The organism is Streptomyces sp. NPDC017940, from assembly GCF_044328435.1.
In the GTDB taxonomy this organism is placed as follows: domain Bacteria; phylum Actinomycetota; class Actinomycetes; order Streptomycetales; family Streptomycetaceae; genus Streptomyces.
Window position 1 is genome coordinate 777,635 of the sequence record NZ_JBIRHJ010000004.1, and the last position, 18,386, is coordinate 796,020.

Consider the following 18,386-nt stretch of genomic DNA (forward strand, 5'->3'; position numbering starts at 1 on the left):
ACTACTGGGAGACCGCCGGACTGGGAGACCGCCGGGGCCGGGCCCGAAGGCTGAGGGCCCGGAAGCGGTCTCCCAGTAGGGGTGAAGGTTTTCGCCGCTGTTAGGGCTTGGGTGTGGCGTGCGGGGCGCACGTCACGTCACGGCTGTCGAGCTTGCCGGTGAGCAGGTAGGTGTCCACGCGCTCGTTGAGGCAGGGGTTCACCAGGTTGGTGATGCCGTGCGAGCCCGCGTCCTTCTCCGTGATCAGGCGCGAGCCCTTGAGGCGCTTGTGCAGTTCGACCCCGCCCGGGTACGGCGTGGCGGCGTCGCGCGTGGCCTGGGCGATCAGCGTGGGCGGCAGGCCCTTGCCGGTCTTGACCTCGACGGGCTTGTGCTGCTTGCTCGGCCAGGTCGCGCAGGGCAGGTTCATCCAGGCGTTGGCCCAGGTCATGAACGGGTGGTCCTTGTGGATGCGGGTGTTGTCCCGGTCCCACTTCTTCCAGCTGGTGGGCCACTTGGCGTCGGCGCACTCGACGGCGGTGTAGACGGCGTTGCTGTTCTCGGACGCCTTGTTGCCCGCGAAGTCGGACAGATCGGGGCTCGCGGCCTCGATCAGCGGCTTCGGGTCACCGGCGACGTACTTGCTCCAGTTGGTCGCGATGGAGACCCAGGTGGAGTCGTAGTAGGGCGCGCTCTGGAAGTAGGCGACGAGCTCCGCGGGGCCGACGACGCCGTTCAGCGGGTTCTTCTTCGCCGTCGCGCGCAGCTTCTCCCACTGTCCGCGCACCTTGCCGTAGGTGTCACCGAGGTGGAAGGTCGCGTCGTACTTGGCGACCCACTTCATCCAGTCCTTCAACCGCACCTCGAAGGCGACGTCCTGGTCGAGGTTGGCCTCGTACCAGATCTTCTCAGTGGACGGGTTGACGACCGAGTCGAAGACCATGCGGCGCACGTGCGAGGGGAAGAGGGTGGCGTAGACGGCACCGAGGTAGGTCCCGTACGAGACGCCCAGGTAGTTGAGCTTCTTCTCCCCCAGGGCGGCGCGGATGACATCCAGGTCACGGGCGGTGTTGGGCGTCGTCATGTGCGGCAGCATGGCGCCGCTGCGCTCCTTGCAGCCCTGCGCGTACTCGGCGGCGAGCTTGCGCTGGGCGCGCTTGTCGGCGGCGGAGTCGGGGACCGGGTCGAGCTTGGGGGCCTTCACGAACTCCTGCGGGTCGACGCAGGAGATGGGCGCGGAGTGGCCGACACCGCGCGGCTCGAAGCCCACGAAGTCGTAGGCCTTGGCGGTCTTCTCCCACAGCTTGTTCTTGGTGGTGACGCGCGTGGGGAAGCGCAGGCCGGAGGCGCCGGGGCCGCCGGGGTTGTAGAGGAGCGCGCCCTGGCGCTCGCCCTTGCTCCCCGTGTTGCCGATGCGGTCGACGGCGAGCTTGATCTGCTTGCCGTGCGGCTTGGCGTAGTCGAGGGGCACGGTCACCCAGCCACACTTGATGGGCTTGGCGAGCCCCCAGTCCTCCGGACAGTCCGCCCAGTCGATGCCCTTCTTGGCGGCACGCCGGGCGGCGAGGGCGGCACCGGCCTGCTCCCGGTCCTTGGCGGACGCGGCGTGGGCGCGGCCCTGGTCAACACTTGCGTCGGCGCTCGCGGACGGCGCGGCGAGCGCCCCCGCTATCAGCGTCGCCGCGACGAGTGTGCCCGCGGATCCGAACGTCACCGTCCGTCTGGTCCGCGTGGTCATCGGGGTACGACTCAAGTGGGGCCTCCCGCACATCGATTCGGTCATTCGCTCGGTACGGGGATACTTCCGTCTGCGCGGTCCCTGACAACAGGGGGTTCAGCCGTTCTTTGCCAATCCGATAAACGGACCGGTCAGTACCGGTGAGCGGCGCGGGGAGCGGCGACGCGAAGGCAGCGGGGGCGACGGGCGGGTCAGGTCAGTTGGTGCAGGGCCTCGTCGAGGGTGTGGCGGAGGTGGAGGGTGTTCGGGGCGAGGGCGGTGATCAGGGCTCCGGGGCCGGGGAGGGGGGTCAGGGCGGCGTGGGGGGTCAGCATCGTCGCCCTGGGGGGATTCTGGGTGAAACGCGGATGGATCACTACCAGTTGGCCGACGGCCCGGTGGCCGCCCAGGACAGCCGGGCCGTTCCAGCCACCAGGGGCGCCAGGGCCGCACGTCAGCTCCTGGTCCAGGAGGGGACGGCCCGCGTGACGCACGGTGAGGCGGCTGCGGAGCAGGCCGGGACCCTCGTCCGCCCGCCCGAGCACCTGCTCCTCGCGCAGGACGAGGCGTCCGCCCTCCTCGACGTCCGCCCGCGTCGTGACGCGCAGCTCGCTCCCCCGCACCGAGATCAGCTGTTCCGGCAGCCAGCGCAGCTCCCCGCCGGCCGCGACCGTGACCCGCACGTCGTAGTGCGCCGCCGCACCGTCCTGGCCCGGCAGCGCGATCGTCGCCGCCGCCGAGCCCACGCCCAGGCGCGCGCCCGCGCCGACATCCGCCTCCACCGCGAGACGGTCCCCGCCGAGCGGGCCGCTCATCGCCCCCACCAGCGTCACCTGCGCCGCGGTTCCCGTCGCCCGCGTACGGCGCAGAGCGAGGGGTGCCTCTCCCTCGAGCACCGGCAGGACCGTACGCCCGTACCGGTCGACGCGGGCACCGATGCGGGCCCGGGCACGCACCCCGGCCGGACTCGCCGGGCTCACTTCGCCGCCGCTCCCGCCCACGCCGCGTGCTGCTCCCGCACCCACCGCGCCACCGCCGACACATGCTCCGGGGACCGCAGCGACTGGAACACCACCGGGAGCTCCGCCCGCTGCGCCTTCGCGTCGGCCGCCATGCGGGCCAGGTCCGAGCCCACGTACGGTGCCAGGTCGGTCTTGTTCACCACGAGCAGGTCCGCCGTCGTGACCCCGGGGCCGCCCTTGCGCGGGATGTCGTCGCCGCCCGCCACATCGATGACGAAGATCTGCGCGTCCACCAGGCCGCGGGAGAACGTCGCCGTGAGGTTGTCGCCGCCCGACTCCACGAGGACGAGGTCCAGCGGGCCCACCTCGTCCTCCAGGTCCTCCACCGCCTCCAGGTTCGCCGAGATGTCGTCACGGATCGCGGTGTGCGGGCACGCGCCCGTCTCCACCGCGGTGATGCGCTCCGGCGGCAGGACGGCCTCGCGGAGCAGGAACTCCGCGTCCTCACGCGTATAGATGTCGTTGGTCACCACGGCCAATGACATCTCGTCGCGCAGGAGGCGGCAGAGCGCCGCGACCGTGGCCGTCTTTCCCGAGCCGACGGGGCCGCCCAGGCCGATGCGCAGGGCCCTGCGGGTGCCGTCGGGACGGTGCGCGTCCGCGCTGACGGCCGCCGCCTCGTCGTGGGTGTGGTCGAGGTGCATGACTGTTCCCCTTGTGGCTGTGTATGACGTGTGAGTTGAGAGTTTTGGGGTCGTGTGCAACGTATGAGTTGTGAGTGGCGGGGGTTGTGCGGGATGTTCGTGATGTGTGAGTTGTGAGTGCTGGTGTTGGGGGTCGTGGTTGTTCTTGTCGGTCCAGGGCCTGTGGGGGGCCGGTGCGGCTACGACGCGAACAGCCTCACGTCCCACCCGGCGTGCCCCTCCGCCCCCACCTCAAGGAGTGGCGCCGACGCCGCCGGAAGGGTGTCGGTGCCCTCCTGGAGAGCTCGGCGTGCCGCCTGAGCTGCCTCGTGGGCCACCGTGTCCATGTCGGGGGCGAGCCGCGCCAGGACCGCGGTGGCCTCGAAGGGGTCCAGGCTCAGGAGCCGGACCACCGCGGTGGTGGGGCCGCTGACGTTCTCGTACGCCGCGCAGTGGGCGGCGTCCTCCGCGTCGAGGCCCGCCGCCCGCGCCGCCGTACCGAGGACCACGGGTTGGTGCGCGCCCTTGGGGAACCGTTCCGCCAGGGCGTCCAGTTCGGGTGACGGCCAGGCCACTCGCGCGGCCCGCAGCAGCTGCCGACCGAGCTTGCGGGCCGCCGTGCGCAGGGCCGCGGACGGCGTACGCGCGTCCGCCGCCTCGTCCAGGGCCACCGGGTCGACGCCGAGCGCCGCCGCGCCGGCGAGCGCCGCGGACACCGCGCCCGTGGTGTGCAGCCGCCCCCGGCAGAAGTCCTCCAGGGACCGCGCACCGGTGATCCGGCCCGCCTCGACCGCCGCCTCGGCGCCCCCGGAGTGCGCGTGCCCGCCGGCGGGGAAACGCCCGTCGGCCAGGACCAGCAACGCGGCCCGTGACATGTTCGCTCACCGCCTCAGAACAGGAAGTACCGCTGGGCGAGCGGAAGTTCGGCGGCGGGTGACGGCTCGACGAGTTCGCCGTCGATGCGGACGGCGAAGCTGTCGGGGGCGACTTCGACCCGCGGCAGGGCGTCGTTCTCGCGCATGTCGGCCTTGGTGCGCCCCCGCGTGGAATCGATCGCCACGAACGGCCGCTCGAGGCAGAGGCGTTCGGGCAGCCCGTCGTCCAGCGCGGAACGCGTCACGAAGTTCAGGGAGTTGCGCGCGGGCGCCCTGCCGTGGGCACCGAACATGGGGCGCGGCAGCACCGGCTGCGGCGTGGGGATCGAGGCGTTGGCGTCGCCCATCTGCGCGTACACGATCTGCCCGCCCTTCAGCACCACCTGCGGCTTGACGCCGAAGAACGCCGAGTCCCACAGCACCAGGTCGGCGAGTTTGCCGCTCTCCACGGAGCCGATCTCCCGCTCGACGCCCTGGGCGATCGCCGCGTTGATCGTGTACTTGGCGACGTACCGCCGCGCCCGGTGGTTGTCGGCCCTGCCGTCCCCCGGGAGCGCGCCGCGCCGCCGCTTCATCACGTGCGCCGTCTGCCACGTGCGCAGGACGACCTCGCCGACGCGCCCCATGGCCTGCGAGTCGGACGACATGATGGAGATGGCGCCCAGGTCGTGCAGGATGTCCTCCGCGCCGATCGTCGTCGGCCGGATACGGGACTCGGCGAAGGCCAGGTCCTCCGGTACCGCCGGGTTCAGGTGGTGACACACCATCAGCATGTCGAGGTGCTCCTCGACGGTGTTGACGGTGTGCGGGCGGGTCGGGTTGGTCGAGCTGGGGAGCATGTTCGGCAGTGAGACAGCCGTGATCATGTCGGGGGCGTGGCCGCCGCCCGCGCCCTCCACGTGGAAGGCGTGCATCGTGCGTCCCGCGACGGCCTTGAAGGTGGCGTCGACGAAGCCCGCCTCGTTCAGGGTGTCGGTGTGTACGGCGAGTTGGGCGCCGGTGTCCTCGCACACGTTCAGGCAGGCGTCGATCACCGCCGGTGTCGCGCCCCAGTCCTCGTGGATCTTGAAGCTGACGGCTCCCGCGCGCAGCTGCGCGTGCATCGACTCGGCGGACGTGGTGTTGCCCTTGCCCAGGAAGCCGATGTTGACCGGAGCGTTCTCCATCGCCGCGAACATCCGGGCGAGGTGCCAGGCGCCGGGCGTGATCGTGGTGGCCTTGCTGCCCTCGGCAGGTCCGGTGCCGCCGCCGATGAGGGTGGTGACGCCGGAGGCGAGTGCCTCGTCGACGATCGTCGGCGAGATGAAGTGGATGTGCGTGTCGATGCCGCCGGCCGTGAGGATCTTGCCGTTGCCCGCGAGGATCTCGGTCTCCGGCCCGATGACGAGGTCGGGGTGCACGCCGTCCATGGTGTCCGGGTTGCCGGCCTTGCCGATGCCGGTGATCCGGCCGTCGCGGATGCCGACGTCCGCCTTGACCACGCCCCAGTGGTCGATGACCACGGCACCGGTGACCACGGTGTCGGGCGCGCCTTCGGCCCGTGTCGTACGGGACTGCCCCATCGACTCGCGGATGACCTTGCCGCCGCCGAACACGGCTTCGTCGCCGGAGCGTCCGGGTCCGCCGGAGCGGTCCTCCTCGATCTCGACGAGCAGATCGGTGTCGGCGAGCCGGATCCGGTCGCCGGTGGTGGGGCCGAAGAGGTCCGCGTACGCGGCACGGGAGAGCTCAGGCATCGACGGCACCTCCGGCCCCGCCGCCCGGACCGGCAGTGACGCCGCCTCGGGTCCCGCCGTCCGCGCCGGAGTCGAGCGCGCCCCCGGTCTCCCCGCGCAGACCGGGTACGAAGCGCGCTCCGGCCAGCGGGACGAGTTCGACGTCCACCGGGATGCCGGGTTCGAAGCGCACGGCGGTGCCGGCGGCGATGTTGAGCCGCAGGCCGTGGGCGGCGGACCGGTCGAAGTCCAGTCCGGGGTTGGCCTCGGCGAAGTGGTAGTGGGAGCCGACCTGGACGGGGCGGTCGGCGGCGTTCAGGACCGTCAGCCGGGTGGTCGCGCGTCCTTCGTTGTACGCGATGGGCTCACCGGCGAAGAAGATCTCACCCGGCACCGGGCCGGGGCCGTCACCGGAAAGACCTGGCGCGTCGAGGGCGCCCAGGGCGGCGCGGGCGTTTCGGCCGCCGACGGCACCGGGCGCGCCGACGGCGGCGCCGTTGTCTGCGGGGGACATACGACTCGCTCCCCCGTCAGACGATCGGCTCGTGGACGGTGACGAGCTTGGTGCCGTCCGGGAAGGTCGCCTCGACCTGGACGTCGTGGATCATCTCGGGGATGCCCTCCATGACGTCGTCCCGCGTCAGCACGCTGCGGCCCGACGCCATCAGGTCCGCGACGCTGTGGCCGTCACGGGCGCCTTCGAGGATGTGGGACGTGATGAGCGCTACCGCCTCGGGATGGTTGAGCCGCAGCCCGCGCGCCCGGCGCTTCGCGGCCACGTCGGCGGCCACATGGATGAGCAGTCTCTCCTGCTCGTGCGGGGTCAGTTGCACGTCCCACCTCACAGTCCTCGCTCCGGACCGTGCGGGGTCCGGCTGCCGTGGCCACCGCGACGGCATAGATGTAGCGCGCAGGAATATGCGCGCCGACGTACACCTTGACGTACGGAATCCCCAGGTGGCGTGGCTGAGCAGGGTAGTTGGGCGGAGTTTCAGCGAGGTTAACCAGCCCTTGACCGCGTCATGACCGTTCCTGGGGCTGCCCCATACCGTCAGGCCGTCGAGGTACCCGTCGGGCCTTCCGGGAGCGCGCCCGAACGGTCCGCCTCCGAGCAGGACCGGCAAGGCCGCGCCGCGCAGCTACCTCGCGTCGGGCCCGCGGTGCTTCACCGACGCGCCGCGCAACTACCTCGCGTCGGGTCCGCGGTGCTCCGCCGCGATGCCGAACCGCTGCCCGCCGCCACCGCCTCCCGGCACCGAAGAGCCGGAACCGATCGACGAGACGGAGCTGATGACCTGCTCCTCCGCCGCGTCGGCGGTGCCGCGGGACGCATCGGCCGCTGCCGCGTCGGCGGCTTCCGCACCGGCCGCCTCGGCCTGGTCGATCTCGTCGAGACGCCGCAGGTCGTCGGCGGACACGAGGGCCACGAGCGGCTTGCCGTGCCGGGTGACGACCACGCGCTCGCTGCCGTAGACAACGCGGTTGATCAGATCCGCGAGCTCTGCGCGGGCTTGCGTCACCGGAATCTCGTAAGCCATACCCCCATCATAACGTCACGTACGTCCTGTACATTTTATACAGAGGACGCCGCCCGCCCTGGGTCGGCGCCCGTCCGCATGCCCGTGCGTGCGTGCGTCCGTACGCACGTGCGCACGCATGTCGCACTCACCAGGAGGCACGTCATGCACATCGGGAGGCACGTCCTGCCGGAGTTCACCGAGCGCACCAGCTCGGGACTGCGCACCCTCGACCCCTACTCCAAGCTCCTGGAGGAGCGGATCGTCCTTCTCGGCACGCCGGTCGACGACGTCTGCGCGAACGACGTGATGGCCCAGCTCCTGCACCTGGAGTACCTCGCGCCCGAGCGGGACGTCTCGCTCTACATCAACTCCCCCGGCGGCTCGTTCAGCGCCGCCACGGCGATCTACGACACGCTGCGGTTCATGAGCTGCGACGTGGAGACCGTCTGCCTCGGCCAGGTCGCGTCCGCCGCGGCGGTGCTGCTCGCCGCGGGCACACCGGGCAAGCGCTCCATCCTTCCGGGCGCCCGGGTGTTGCTCAGGCAGCCGAGGCTGCCGGAGGAACTGCGGGGCCAGCCGTCCGACCTCGCCGTCCAGGCCGAGGAACTGCACCGCACCCGCGCCCTCCTCGAGGAGATGCTCGTACGGCACACCGGACGCGACGCCGGGCGGGTCGCGGCGGACATCGAGCGGGACACGGTACTCGACGCCGCGGCCGCGGTGGAGTACGGCCTGGCGGACCGCGTGGTGCCGAGCCGCAAGGCCTCGCGCGCCGCCGCCGAGTGAGGCCGCGATGCTGCCGGAACTCCCACCGCTGCCCGCCCTGACGCGCGCCGAGGGCGAGGTGGTCGACGCCTACCTGGCGGCGGTGGACCTCCTCGGCAGGATCAACCCGGCGCGCGCGGAGCACACGTACGGGGGCCTGCGCGCGGCGCAAGCCCTCGTCAGCCGGGCCACGGAGCTGCGCGACGCACTGGCCCTGATGCATCGCCGAGGCGAGACGGAGCTGCACACGGCGACATTGACCAGAGCGCTGCGGATCCTCGACGGGGAGCGGCGCGCCGCACGCGTGACGGTGCCGGTTGCCGCGATGGAGGAGGACGCGCCTCCTTCCGCGAGCTGAGGGGGGCGGCCGGAGCGACCGGAGGCACCGGGGCGACCGGGGGCACCGGGGTGGCTGAGGCAAACAAGGCGACCGGAGCATACGGGGCATACCGTGCACCCGCGCCGAGGGTGCGCGGTCGCACCGGCCACCCACGGGGGCGCCACGGCCGCAGCGCCCCCGCCCCGCCCCTCCGTTGAGTGGCCGAACGGGCCCGGCGAAGGAGGGGCCGGACCCGGCGCGACACGCACACGACCAGACGTGGTAGCTCATTCAGCGTACGAATCGCTCGTACGCTCGAACCTCTCGAGTTGCGCAACTCCCTTACGCGACAGGCGGAATCAGACGTTCCAGTGCTGTTCGGGCAATCGCCCCCGACTGTGACCTGAGCCCCATTCAGGCCCTGTCCACCCGAATGGATCAGTCGTGAGGAGCCTCACATAAGGCCGTTTCGGCTCGGCTTTTCGGCCACTCCCGGGTGAAGATCCCTTCCGACGACAAGCCCCCGCCACAAGCGGCGGGGCGGTCCGGGCGGACGCCGAGTCCTGCCGCCACCCGGATGACCGGTCGACATGTGTGCATTCGGCAGGAGTGGAGGACCCAGCAAGGCGGGCCGCCCGGGAAACCGGCGGTCCTTGGGGTGAAGCCGTGGCACGACGGAGTGACGTCGTGACACGACCGGGCATCTTCGCCTGCCCGAACCCGACAGGTCATCCTTCACAGGCGGCTGACGAAGGGTTGCGCATGACTGCGCTGCATCGTGCTCCGTCGCGGGTTCCGTCACTCCTGACGAGGGCCGGTACCGCATCGGCTCTCACTCTCGCCGCCGTGGGCGGCACCCTCGTGGCCCCCGGGCTCACGTCGGAGGCAGAGGCCGCGACACACGGAACGAAGGCGCTCAACATCGCGGCTTCCAAGAAGGGCTCGCCGTACCGCTACGGAGCCGCTGGGCCGCACCGGTTCGACTGCTCGGGCCTCACGCTCTACTCGTTCAAGCGCGTGGGCAAGAAGCTGCCGCGGACCGCCGCACAGCAGTACAACAAGACCCGCCATGTGTCCGCCGCCAACCGCACCCGCGGCGACCTGGTGTTCTTCCACTCGGGCCGGAACGTGTACCACGTCGGGATCTACGCCGGTAAGAACAAGATCTGGCACGCACCGAAGCGGAACACCGTGGTCCGGCTCGAGAAGATCTGGACCAGGAGCGTCTGGTACGGCCGGGTCCGCTGACCCCGCCGGGCGGCGGCCGATGACCGGGTGACGGCCGCCGCCGTCCGGGCGCAGTGCGCACGGCGCGGGGAGTGGAACGCGCCGGCGCGGGAACCTCGTAGTACATGTCCGAAAAAGGTCCACCCGCCGCGGGTGTCCCCTTCCACGACGGCCGCAACGAGACTCCTCAGGAACGCGCCGACCGGAACTTCGGCGAGCTCCTCCAGGAGCTGCGGGTCACTCAAACGGGTGTACAGATCCTCTTCGCGTTCCTGCTCACCCTCGCCTTCACACCCCGCTTCCCGTCGCTCGACTCCGTGCAGCGCGCCACCTACGTGACCACGCTGCTGCTCGCCGTCCTGGCGGCCGCCCTGTTCACCGCCCCCGCCGCCTTGCACAGGGGACTCTTCCAGCGGGGTGCGAAGCCGCTGATCGTCCGGGTGTCGTCGCGCCTCGCGGCGGCCGGACTGGCGGTCCTGGTCCTGGCGCTCACCGGTTCGGTGCTGCTCGTGGTGGATGTGGCGGCGAGCCGCACCGGCGCGCTGGTCTCCGCCGCGTGCACGCTGTTGGCGTGCGGCGGGCTGTGGTGGGTGCTCCCCTGGGCGGTCGCACGAGCCGGGGTGGAGTCCGGGGCGGTGCCCTCGCCGCTCCGGAGCGGGACCGGGGGCGGGAACGGCGGCGACAGGTCCGAGGGCGGTAGCCGAGGCGAGGACACGTCCCGCGACGGCGGCGGTCCGGGTGGGCCCGGGTGACATCGGCCCCCCGCACGGCTCCGCCGTCAACGCTGCACCGGCACTGACCACGGCAGGGTGATCCACACCGTCTTGCCGCCCTCCGGGGTGGGGCTGATCGCGAGCCTGCCGCCGCACTCGGCGGTCAGCCAGCGGATGATGACCAGGCCGCGGCCGTTGTCCTGCTGGACGGCGGCGGGCAGCCGCTTGGGGAAGCGGGGGTGGCTGTCGGTCACGCCGATGCGCAGCCTTTCGTCCCGGTCGAGCCGCACGTCGACGGTGAAGGTGGGCGACTGGCCGCAGGTGTGCTGGACGGCGTTCGTGGCGAGTTCGGAGACAATGAGGCGCACGGTGTCGGCGGCGTCGGCCTCGGGCGGCAGCCCCCACTCCGACAGGACGTTCTCCACATACCTGCGTGCGGCAGCCACCGAGACGGGATCGCTCGGCAGAGTGACTGAGGCTTCCTGGTGATCTGCCATGGCGTGGCCGTCCCTTTCCCAACGGGACCGGACTCCGGCGCGCGGCGGAAGAACTTGAGGACAGTCCCGGAACTGGTGCTTTGCGCCAGACTGACACTCCTGAACGGATGACGCGCAGCGATCCCCCAAGATGTGCATATATCTGTCGCTCGAAGCGGTGAACTCTACGACGACAGAACGTATTTGGGCTTAATACCGACACTTCCTCTACTGTCTCCCCCTGTCCCGTACGGTTGGCGCGGACGTCCGGAAGGAGACGGACATGCAGTACGGTCCGGCGGTGCGGCGCCGCAAACTCGGCGCGGAGTTGCGGGCGCTGCGCGGACAGGCAGGACTCACCAGTGGCGAGGCGGCCGCGCGCGTGGGCTGGCACCAGTCGAAGGTGAGCCGGATCGAGACGGGGCGCTCCGGTGTGCGCGCCTCGGACGTCCAGCTGCTCCTCGACGCGTACGAGGTCGGGGATTCCCAGTTGCGGGAGCTCCTGGTCGTGCTCGCGGGCGGGGAGGAGGACAACGGGCGACACCACTGGTGGCACGCCTATCGCGGTCTGCTGCCGCCCGCCTACCGCGACTTCATCAGTCTGGAGTCCCAGGCCCGCCGGGTGCGCACCCTGGAGACCAGTGTCGTACCGGGACTTCTACAGACGCCGGAGTACGCCCGCGCGGTGACACGTGCCGCTCTGGGCGGCGTGCCCGAGGAACAGGTGGAGGCCCTGGTCCAGGTGCGGCTCGCCCGGCAGGACGTACTGCGCAACGAGCCGCCGCTGCGACTGAGCGTCGTCCTCGACGAGGCGGTGTTGCGGCGCGAGGTCGGCGGGCCCGAGGTTCTCGCCGGGCAATTGCGGCGGCTGCGGGAGGCGTCGAGGCTTCCCCAAGTCCGCATCCAGGTCCTCCCGTTCGCGACCGGAGAGCACGTGGGACTGATCGGATCTTTCGTTATCCTCTTCCTTTCCGAACATTTCTGATCTGGATGTGGTTGTTCTCGACCATTTGACGAGTAGCCTCCACCTCGAACGGAAAGAAGACCTCAAGGCGTACACCGACGCCTTCAACTCCCTCCAGGGACAGGCGCTTTCCGTTCAGGATTCAATGGATTACCTCGCCGAGTTAGGTGACGGCGCGTAAGGAGGCACTATGACTGCACTGCCTCGGTCCGTCCCCTCCAGCACGTCTCTCGAAGACGTGCGGTGGCGGCGCAGCAGCCGCAGCAACGGAATGAACAACTGCGTGGAGACAGCGCCGCTCGGATCAGGGCCGCTCGCCGGTCTGCTGGCCGTGCGCGACTCGAAGGACACGGCCGGACCTGCCGTGCTCTTCTCCCCCCTCGCCTGGAAGGACTTCACCGACGCCCTTCGGTGAGGACCGCGTGACTGCGCCGGACCCTGGACCCAGGTCGCAGGTGGCAGATCCCAGAGTCAGGGCGCGGTGCGGCTGATCACATGGACGGCATCGGCGATCTGTGTGCCGGTCAGGTCGGCTCGTGCGGTCAGCCGCAACCGTGAGACGCCGTCGGGGACCGACGGCGGGCGGAAACAGCCGACGGCGAGCCCCGCGGCCCGGCAGTCCGCCGCCCACCGCACCGCCGCTGCCGGCGACGGCGCGCGCACGGAGACGACGGCGGCGTCGGGACGTACCGCCGCATGCCCGTCCTCGGTGAGGAGTTCATGCAGCTCGGACGCCACCGCGCGCACGCGCACGGACCGTTCGGGCTCCCTGCGGAGCACCCGCAGGGCCGCGAGCGCCGCCCCTGCCGCGGCCGGGGCGAGTCCCGTGTCGAAGATCAGCGTCCGGGCGGCGTTGACCAGGTGGTCGATGACCCTGGCCGGGCCGAGCACGGCGCCGCCCTGACTGCCGAGCGACTTCGACAGGGTCACCGTGGCGACGGTGTCGGCGCCGCCGGCGAGACCGGCGGCATGGAGGGCACCGCGGCCGCCCGCTCCGAGGACACCGAGACCGTGCGCGTCGTCGACGACGAGCCCCGCCCCCGCCTGACGGCACACGGCGGCCAGGTCGCGCAGCGGCGCCGCGTCCCCGTCGACGGAGAACACCGAGTCCGTCACCGCGACAGCCGGTCCCTCGTGGGTGACGAGCACCTTGCGCACCGCCTCCGGGTCGCTGTGCGGCACCACCTGCGTCGTCCCGCGCGCGAGACGGCAGCCGTCGATCAGGGACGCGTGGTTGCCCGCGTCGGAGACGACCAGCGAGCCGTGCGGGGCGAGCGCCGTGACCGCCGCGAGGTTCGCCGCGTACCCGGAGGACAGAACGAGAGCTGCCTCGAAGCCGCAGAACGCGGCCAGTTCGCGCTCCAGTTCGGCGTGCAGCTCGGTGGAACCGGTCACCAGGCGGGAGCCGGTCGCGCCCGCGCCCCAGCGCCGGGCCGCGTCGGCCGCGCCCGCGGTCACCTCCGGGTGCCGGGTGAGCCCCAGGTAGTCGTTGCCCGCGAGGTCGAGCAGTCCGGATTCGGCCGGGCGCGGGCGCAGCGTACGGGCCAGGCCCGCCCGCTCGCGCTGCCGCGCCTGCTCGTCGATCCAGTCGAACGGCGAGCTCACCATGGGTCCTCCGGGTCCTCGATGGTCGGCGTACGGGGGCTGCGGGAGCGACTCGTACTGACCGGGTGTTTGTAGACAGTGCACAGACCCTAGCGGGCACGCCACCCGGCCATGGTGTGGCAATACCCACACCTCTCATCGCTTCTGTTGTTCAGAATCTCCATGGTCATAGCGACCGGCTTGCGTCAGGATCAGCGCCATGGATCTGCTGAACACGCTGGTGGACAAGGGGCTTCGGCGCGAGCTGCCGAGCCGTGAAGAGGCGCTCGCCGTGCTGGCGACCTCCGACGAGCAGTTGCTCGACGTGGTGGCGGCGGCCGGAAAGGTACGGCGTCAGTGGTTCGGACGGCGGGTGAAACTCAATTATCTGGTCAACCTCAAGTCCGGTCTGTGCCCCGAGGACTGCTCGTACTGCTCGCAGCGGCTCGGCGCGGACACCGGGATCCTCAAGTACACCTGGCTGAAGCCGCAGGAGGCGTCCGAGGCGGCGGCCGCCGGGCTCGCCGGCGGCGCGAAGCGGGTGTGCCTGGTGGCGAGCGGCCGGGGGCCGACGGACCGGGACGTCGACCGGGTCTCCGACACCATCAAAACGATCAAGGAGCAGAACGAGGGCGTCGAGGTCTGCGCCTGCCTCGGCCTGCTCTCCGACGGCCAGGCCGAGCGGCTGCGCGGGGCCGGCGCCGACGCGTACAACCACAACCTGAACACGTCCGAGGCGACGTACGGCGAGATCACCAGGACGCACACGTACGCCGACCGCGTCGACACCGTGCGGAAGGCACACGCGGCGGGGCTCTCCGCCTGCTCGGGTCTGATCGCGGGCATGGGCGAGACGGATGACGACCTGGTCGACGTGGTCTTCGCCCTGCGCGAGCTCGACACCGACTCGGTGCCGGTGAACTTCCTCATCCCGTTCGAGGGCACCCCCCTCGCCAAGGAGTGGAACCTCTCCCCGCAGCGCTGTCTGCGCATCCTCGCCATGGTCCGCTTCGTCTGCCCGGACGTCGAGGTCCGCATCGCGGGCGGGCGCGAGCTGCACCTGCGGACGATGCAGCCGCTCGCTCTGCACCTCGCCAACTCGATCTTCCTCGGCGACTATCTGACGAGCGAGGGCCAGGCGGGCAAGGCCGACCTGGAGATGATCGCGGACGCCGGTTTCGAGGTGGAGACCACGGACCAGGTGACGCTGCCGGAGCACCGCAGGGGCGGCGGCTGCGGTTCCGTGTGCGGCTCTGAGGAGTCGGCGTGCGGTTCGGAAGAGCCGGTGCACGGGGCCGAGTCGGTACTTGGCGCGGGGTCGGCGCCCGAGGCGGCTGGGGTGCCCGGGGCGGCCGGGGTGCCGGATTCCGCCGGGGCACCCGAGCCCACCGGGGTGCCGGGGGCGCGCACGGACCTGGTCGCGGTACGCCGTCGTGGCGCCGGCACGGACCTGGCCCCCAATGCGTGAGGGCACGGCGGCCCCCGGCCTGGGCCTGCGAGAGATCCTGGACCTCGACCGCGCCCACGTCTGGCACCCCTACGGACCGATGCCGGGCCGCCAGGAACCCCTGGTCGTGGAGTCGGCCACCGGGGTGCGGCTGAAGGTCACCGGTGTGGGCGAGCTGGTCGACGGCATGTCGTCGTGGTGGTCGGCCATCCACGGCTACAACCACCCCGTCCTCAACGAGGCGGTACGCGACCAGCTCGACCGCATGAGCCATGTGATGTTCGGCGGACTCACGCACGAGCCCGCCGTGCGCCTGGCGAAGCGACTTGTCGACATCACTCCGGACGGCCTGGAGCACGTCTTCCTGGCCGACTCCGGCTCGGTGTCGGTGGAGGTCGCGGTCAAGATGTGCCTCCAGCACTGGCGTTCGCTCGGCAGGCCGGAGAAGCGCCGGATGCTCACCTGGCGCGGCGGCTACCACGGCGACACCTGGCAGCCGATGTCGGTGTGCGACCCGCAGGGCGGCATGCACAGTCTGTGGCAGGGCGTCCTTCCCGAGCAGGTCTTCGCCGGGCAGCCGCCCGCCGGGTTCGACGCGTACGACGAGACGTACGCGCAGCATCTGCACGACCTGATCGGACGGCACGCCCAGGAGCTCGCGGGCGTGATCGTGGAGCCGGTCGTGCAGGGCGCGGGCGGGATGCGCTTCCACTCCCCGCGGTATCTGCGGGCCCTGCGCGAGGCCTGCGACGCGCACGACGTGCTGCTCGTGTTCGACGAGATCGCGACGGGCTTCGGTCGCACGGGGGCCCTGTTCGCGGCGGACCACGCGGGCGTCACCCCGGACGTGATGTGTCTGGGCAAGTCCCTGACCGGCGGCTACCTCACGATGGCGGCGACGCTGTGCACCGCCCGGGTCGCGGCGGGCATCGCGCGCGGCGAGGTGCCGGTGCTCGCGCACGGGCCGACGTTCATGGGCAATCCGCTGGCCGCGGCGGTGGCGGGTGCCTCCATCGACCTGCTGCTCGGGCAGGACTGGCAGACCGAGGTCAAGCGCGTCGAGACGGGGTTGCGGGCGGCGCTCGCTCCCGCGGCCGGGCTGCCCGGCGTCCAGGACGTACGGGTACTGGGCGCACTCGGTGTCGTACAGCTGGACCGTCCGGTCGACATGGCCGCGGCGACGCGTGCCGCCGTCCGTGAGGGCGTCTGGGTGCGGCCGTTCCGCGATCTGATCTACACGATGCCGCCCTTCGTGACCGGTGACGACGACGTCGCGAGGATCGGCCGCGCGGTGTGCGCGGCGGCGGCCGCCAGCACGGCCGCGAACGGTGAGGAGGTGTCCGCGTGAGCGTGCTCGTGGTGTCCGGTACGGGCACGGAGATCGGCAAGACGGTGACGACCGCCGCGGTGGCCGCGCTCGCCGTCGCCGCCGGGCGCAGCGTCGCCGTCCTGAAGCCCGCCCAGACGGGCGTCGGGCCCGGTGAGCCAGGGGACGTCGCCGAGGTGCGGCGGCTCGCGGGCGACCGGGTCACCGGGGTCGAACTCGCCCGCTATCCGGAGCCGTTGGCACCGGCGACGGCCGCCGGGCGTGCCGGGCTCGCGCCGGTCACGCCCGCCGAGGTCGCCGAGGCCGCGGCGAAGTTGGCGGCCTCGCACGATCTGGTCCTGGTCGAGGGTGCGGGCGGTCTGCTGGTCCGCTTCGACCGGGCGGGGGCGACGCTCGCGGACGCGGCCCGGCTCCTCGGCGCGCCCGTCCTCGTCGTGACCACGGCCGGGCTCGGCACCCTCAACGTGACGACGCTGACCGGTGAGGCCCTGCGCGCCCGCGGCCTGACCGCCGCCGGCGTCGTCATCGGCAGCTGGCCCGCCGCACCGGACCTGGCGTCGCGCTGCAACCTGGCCGAGCTGGCCGACGCGGCGGGGGCTCCCCTGCTGGGTGCGGTGCCCGAGGGCGCGGGGGCGCTGGACGCGTCCGCGTTCCGTGACCGCGCCGCGGGATGGCTCGGGCCGGGGCTCGGGGGGCGGTGGGACGTGCGGGACCTGGCGGACCAGGCCGTGTAGGAGGTGGCGGACCCGGCCGTGAAGTAGGGGTCGGCGCGGGCAACGGGCTGTACTTCGCGCACCGTCCGGCCGCGGTCGCCGCCGCCCGCCCGAGGCCTGAGCCCCGTCGTCAGATGGGCTGGACAAGGTTCACCGCGTTGCCGTCCGGATCCTGGATGTGCGCGACCCGCTCGCCCCACGGCATGTCGTTCGCCGGGCCGCGCACCGTGCCGCCGAGCGCTTCGACGCGCGCGAGCAGGTCGTCCACGGATGCTACCGTCACGCTCAGGAGCGAGCGCTGCGGGGTGCCGAGTTCGACGCTCTTGTCGGCGACGATGCCGAGGGCGGAGTCCTCGATGCGCAGGCCCAGGAAGAAGACGGGGCCTTCGTCCGGCACCCGGTCGGTCTCCTGCGCGCCGAACAGCTCCTTGTAGAAGGCGGTGAGACGTTCCAGATCGGGGGTGATCAGCATGGGCTGGATGGTGGCGGGCATGTCCGTACTCCAGAGGTGGCGGGGGCGTCGTGACTGCTTGCCCTGTGCTGACCGATGGGCGGGCCACAACTCATCGGTGTCTGCCACCGGGATTTGCTGCCAGTGTTTGCCGCCGGTGCGTGTAGCCGGTGTCTGCCGCCCGAGCGGGCCGATGCGCCGCCAAAAGTCCTTGGGGAGCTCCCGTTAAGCTCCTTCGGAGCCCACTCCGAGGTCCCTCAAAGGTCCAGCAGAGGTCCCTCACAGGCTCCATTGCCGCAGCTCACGGGCTATGTCCTCGACGCTCGCCCCGCCCTCCTTGATCAGGCGGGCCAGGTCCCGTACCTGCTCGGGGGACGTCACCACCTTGACCCCGCTGGCGACGAGGTAGGCGTACGCGACCGAGGAGGCGAAGAGCGCGTTGGAGCGTTCGAGGGCGGGCAGGTGCAGCAGGAGCTGGAGCAGCGCGGCGGCGCGGTCGTGGGGTCCCTCGTAGACGGGTACGCCGAAGATCTCCGCCTGGTGGCGTGCGACGGCGGCGACCAGGGCGCCCCAGTCGGTGACCTGCGGATCGCCGGGCGTCTTGTGCTCGGCGACCATGAGGAGCCAGGCGAGGTCGATTCTGAGGTCCAACGGTCAGCGACGACCCTCGCGCTCCGCGCCGAACTCCTCGGCGAAGACCGACTCGTACTGCTTCATGAAGTCGGCGGCGGCCTCCACGAAGGTGTGGCCGAGCTCGCCCGCGTCCTGCTTGACCAGCTCTTCGATGTAGCGGTTGACGCTCATGCCGCGGGCCGTGGCGCGCTCGCGCGCGGCCCGGGCGGTGTCCTCGTCCACCCGCACGTTCAGCTGAGTCTTCGCCATGCCCACAAGCTAGCGCCGATGCGCTAGCACCGGCAAGAGGTTCGGAAGGAGCCCGACAGGTGCTCCT

Annotated in this window: 20 protein-coding genes, 2 pseudogenes and 1 riboswitch; of the genes and pseudogenes, 9 read left to right on the plus strand and 13 right to left on the minus strand. The window is 71.5% G+C overall.

Annotated features, from left to right (window positions below):
* Positions 1-100: 100 nt before the first annotated feature.
* The 8 genes and pseudogenes from ACH4DX_RS17770 to ACH4DX_RS17805 all read right to left on the minus strand — a co-directional run bounded on the left by ACH4DX_RS17770 (position 101) and on the right by ACH4DX_RS17805 (position 7,469).
* Positions 101-1,717, minus strand: coding sequence for an alpha/beta hydrolase (locus tag ACH4DX_RS17770; protein ID WP_398155757.1), 1,617 nt, complete (start codon positions 1,715-1,717; stop codon positions 101-103).
* 191 nt (positions 1,718-1,908) lie between these two features.
* Positions 1,909-2,676, minus strand: a complete 768-nt coding sequence (locus tag ACH4DX_RS17775; RefSeq protein ID WP_398155758.1) for an urease accessory protein UreD — start codon at positions 2,674-2,676, stop codon at positions 1,909-1,911.
* Positions 2,673-3,362, minus strand: a complete 690-nt coding sequence (gene ureG / locus ACH4DX_RS17780; protein WP_398118203.1) for an urease accessory protein UreG — start codon at positions 3,360-3,362, stop codon at positions 2,673-2,675. Before ureG ends, ACH4DX_RS17775 begins: the two co-directional genes overlap by 4 nt.
* A gap of 179 nt (positions 3,363-3,541) precedes the next feature.
* Entirely contained in the window at positions 3,542-4,216 is a 675-nt protein-coding gene (locus tag ACH4DX_RS17785) for an urease accessory protein UreF (protein WP_398118201.1), read from the minus strand.
* 14 nt (positions 4,217-4,230) lie between these two features.
* A complete protein-coding gene (locus tag ACH4DX_RS17790; protein ID WP_398155759.1) occupies positions 4,231-5,952 on the minus strand; it encodes an urease subunit alpha in 1,722 nt (573 codons plus the stop codon).
* 67 nt (positions 5,953-6,019) lie between these two features.
* A pseudogene (locus ACH4DX_RS17795) lies at positions 6,020-6,325 on the minus strand (urease subunit beta); the annotation flags it as partial.
* Positions 6,326-6,461: 136 nt separating this feature from the next.
* On the minus strand, positions 6,462-6,764 hold the full coding sequence (locus ACH4DX_RS17800) for an urease subunit gamma (RefSeq protein ID WP_398118197.1): 303 nt from the start codon (positions 6,762-6,764) through the stop codon (positions 6,462-6,464).
* Between the two features lie 351 nt (positions 6,765-7,115).
* Complete coding sequence (locus ACH4DX_RS17805) at positions 7,116-7,469, minus strand: type II toxin-antitoxin system Phd/YefM family antitoxin (protein WP_398118195.1); 354 nt, start codon at positions 7,467-7,469, stop codon at positions 7,116-7,118.
* A gap of 144 nt (positions 7,470-7,613) precedes the next feature.
* Here ACH4DX_RS17805 and ACH4DX_RS17810 point away from each other — a divergent pair, with 144 nt between their 5' ends.
* The 4 genes from ACH4DX_RS17810 to ACH4DX_RS17825 all read left to right on the plus strand — a co-directional run bounded on the left by ACH4DX_RS17810 (position 7,614) and on the right by ACH4DX_RS17825 (position 10,514).
* On the plus strand, positions 7,614-8,237 hold the full coding sequence (locus tag ACH4DX_RS17810; RefSeq protein WP_398155760.1) for an ATP-dependent Clp protease proteolytic subunit: 624 nt from the start codon (positions 7,614-7,616) through the stop codon (positions 8,235-8,237).
* Between the two features lie 7 nt (positions 8,238-8,244).
* Complete coding sequence (locus tag ACH4DX_RS17815) at positions 8,245-8,574, plus strand: hypothetical protein (protein WP_398155761.1); 330 nt, start codon at positions 8,245-8,247, stop codon at positions 8,572-8,574.
* 546 nt (positions 8,575-9,120) lie between these two features.
* Positions 9,121-9,295: riboswitch (cyclic di-AMP (ydaO/yuaA leader) on the plus strand.
* Positions 9,296-9,297: 2 nt separating this feature from the next.
* The gene (locus ACH4DX_RS17820; protein ID WP_030565899.1) at positions 9,298-9,783 is read left to right on the plus strand and encodes a C40 family peptidase; all 486 of its coding nucleotides are present in this window, start codon (positions 9,298-9,300) and stop codon (positions 9,781-9,783) included.
* Positions 9,784-9,887: 104 nt separating this feature from the next.
* Positions 9,888-10,514 (plus strand): DUF6328 family protein, encoded by a 627-nt coding sequence (locus ACH4DX_RS17825; protein WP_398155762.1) that lies wholly within the window; start codon positions 9,888-9,890, stop codon positions 10,512-10,514.
* Positions 10,515-10,540: 26 nt separating this feature from the next.
* On the opposite strand, the gene ACH4DX_RS17830 is transcribed toward ACH4DX_RS17825, so the two are convergent.
* Positions 10,541-10,972: an ATP-binding protein gene (locus ACH4DX_RS17830; protein ID WP_398118189.1), complete on the minus strand. Its 432-nt coding sequence runs from the start codon at positions 10,970-10,972 to the stop codon at positions 10,541-10,543.
* A 262-nt stretch (positions 10,973-11,234) separates the two neighbouring features.
* Here ACH4DX_RS17830 and ACH4DX_RS17835 point away from each other — a divergent pair.
* Positions 11,235-12,096: pseudogene (locus ACH4DX_RS17835) on the plus strand (helix-turn-helix domain-containing protein).
* A gap of 9 nt (positions 12,097-12,105) precedes the next feature.
* Positions 12,106-12,330 (plus strand): DUF397 domain-containing protein, encoded by a 225-nt coding sequence (locus tag ACH4DX_RS17840; protein ID WP_398118186.1) that lies wholly within the window; start codon positions 12,106-12,108, stop codon positions 12,328-12,330.
* Between the two features lie 56 nt (positions 12,331-12,386).
* Here the strand turns inward: ACH4DX_RS17840 and ACH4DX_RS17845 are convergent, their stop codons facing one another.
* On the minus strand, positions 12,387-13,523 hold the full coding sequence (locus tag ACH4DX_RS17845; protein WP_398155763.1) for an 8-amino-7-oxononanoate synthase: 1,137 nt from the start codon (positions 13,521-13,523) through the stop codon (positions 12,387-12,389).
* A 196-nt stretch (positions 13,524-13,719) separates the two neighbouring features.
* Here ACH4DX_RS17845 and bioB point away from each other — a divergent pair, with 196 nt between their 5' ends.
* The 3 genes from bioB to bioD are packed head-to-tail and all read left to right on the plus strand — an operon-like array spanning position 13,720 to position 17,007.
* Positions 13,720-14,967: a biotin synthase BioB gene (gene bioB / locus ACH4DX_RS17850; protein ID WP_398155764.1), complete on the plus strand. Its 1,248-nt coding sequence runs from the start codon at positions 13,720-13,722 to the stop codon at positions 14,965-14,967.
* Entirely contained in the window at positions 14,960-16,294 is a 1,335-nt protein-coding gene (locus ACH4DX_RS17855) for an adenosylmethionine--8-amino-7-oxononanoate transaminase (RefSeq protein WP_398155765.1), read from the plus strand. Before bioB ends, ACH4DX_RS17855 begins: the two co-directional genes overlap by 8 nt.
* The gene (gene bioD / locus ACH4DX_RS17860; RefSeq protein ID WP_398118176.1) at positions 16,291-17,007 is read left to right on the plus strand and encodes a dethiobiotin synthase; all 717 of its coding nucleotides are present in this window, start codon (positions 16,291-16,293) and stop codon (positions 17,005-17,007) included. Before ACH4DX_RS17855 ends, bioD begins: the two co-directional genes overlap by 4 nt.
* 109 nt (positions 17,008-17,116) lie before the next feature.
* Here the strand turns inward: bioD and ACH4DX_RS17865 are convergent, their stop codons facing one another.
* From ACH4DX_RS17865 to ACH4DX_RS17875, 3 genes are all read right to left on the minus strand, one after another.
* Positions 17,117-17,479, minus strand: coding sequence for a VOC family protein (locus tag ACH4DX_RS17865; protein ID WP_398118174.1), 363 nt, complete (start codon positions 17,477-17,479; stop codon positions 17,117-17,119).
* 237 nt (positions 17,480-17,716) lie between these two features.
* Complete coding sequence (locus tag ACH4DX_RS17870) at positions 17,717-18,055, minus strand: fic family toxin-antitoxin system, toxin component (protein WP_398119070.1); 339 nt, start codon at positions 18,053-18,055, stop codon at positions 17,717-17,719.
* Positions 18,056-18,091: 36 nt separating this feature from the next.
* Positions 18,092-18,319, minus strand: a complete 228-nt coding sequence (locus ACH4DX_RS17875; RefSeq protein ID WP_030565916.1) for a toxin-antitoxin system HicB family antitoxin — start codon at positions 18,317-18,319, stop codon at positions 18,092-18,094.
* Positions 18,320-18,386: the final 67 nt, after the last annotated feature.

Excerpts from the sequence above, each read along its gene's own strand:
- ACH4DX_RS17770 (WP_398155757.1), bottom strand. The coding sequence starts at position 1,717 with ATGACCACGCGGACCAGACGGACGGTGACGTTCGGATCCGCGGGCACA.
- ureG (WP_398118203.1), bottom strand. The coding sequence starts at position 3,362 with ATGCACCTCGACCACACCCACGACGAGGCGGCGGCCGTCAGCGCGGAC.
- ACH4DX_RS17785 (WP_398118201.1), bottom strand. The coding sequence starts at position 4,216 with ATGTCACGGGCCGCGTTGCTGGTCCTGGCCGACGGGCGTTTCCCCGCC.
- ACH4DX_RS17790 (WP_398155759.1), bottom strand. The coding sequence starts at position 5,952 with ATGCCTGAGCTCTCCCGTGCCGCGTACGCGGACCTCTTCGGCCCCACC.
- ACH4DX_RS17805 (WP_398118195.1), bottom strand. The coding sequence starts at position 7,469 with ATGGCTTACGAGATTCCGGTGACGCAAGCCCGCGCAGAGCTCGCGGAT.
- ACH4DX_RS17810 (WP_398155760.1), top strand. The coding sequence starts at position 7,614 with ATGCACATCGGGAGGCACGTCCTGCCGGAGTTCACCGAGCGCACCAGC.
- ACH4DX_RS17815 (WP_398155761.1), top strand. The coding sequence starts at position 8,245 with ATGCTGCCGGAACTCCCACCGCTGCCCGCCCTGACGCGCGCCGAGGGC.
- ACH4DX_RS17820 (WP_030565899.1), top strand. The coding sequence starts at position 9,298 with ATGACTGCGCTGCATCGTGCTCCGTCGCGGGTTCCGTCACTCCTGACG.
- ACH4DX_RS17825 (WP_398155762.1), top strand. The coding sequence starts at position 9,888 with ATGTCCGAAAAAGGTCCACCCGCCGCGGGTGTCCCCTTCCACGACGGC.
- ACH4DX_RS17830 (WP_398118189.1), bottom strand. The coding sequence starts at position 10,972 with ATGGCAGATCACCAGGAAGCCTCAGTCACTCTGCCGAGCGATCCCGTC.
- ACH4DX_RS17840 (WP_398118186.1), top strand. The coding sequence starts at position 12,106 with ATGACTGCACTGCCTCGGTCCGTCCCCTCCAGCACGTCTCTCGAAGAC.
- ACH4DX_RS17845 (WP_398155763.1), bottom strand. The coding sequence starts at position 13,523 with ATGGTGAGCTCGCCGTTCGACTGGATCGACGAGCAGGCGCGGCAGCGC.
- bioB (WP_398155764.1), top strand. The coding sequence starts at position 13,720 with ATGGATCTGCTGAACACGCTGGTGGACAAGGGGCTTCGGCGCGAGCTG.
- ACH4DX_RS17855 (WP_398155765.1), top strand. The coding sequence starts at position 14,960 with ATGCGTGAGGGCACGGCGGCCCCCGGCCTGGGCCTGCGAGAGATCCTG.
- ACH4DX_RS17865 (WP_398118174.1), bottom strand. The coding sequence starts at position 17,479 with ATGCCCGCCACCATCCAGCCCATGCTGATCACCCCCGATCTGGAACGT.
- ACH4DX_RS17870 (WP_398119070.1), bottom strand. The coding sequence starts at position 18,055 with ATGGTCGCCGAGCACAAGACGCCCGGCGATCCGCAGGTCACCGACTGG.
- ACH4DX_RS17875 (WP_030565916.1), bottom strand. The coding sequence starts at position 18,319 with ATGGCGAAGACTCAGCTGAACGTGCGGGTGGACGAGGACACCGCCCGG.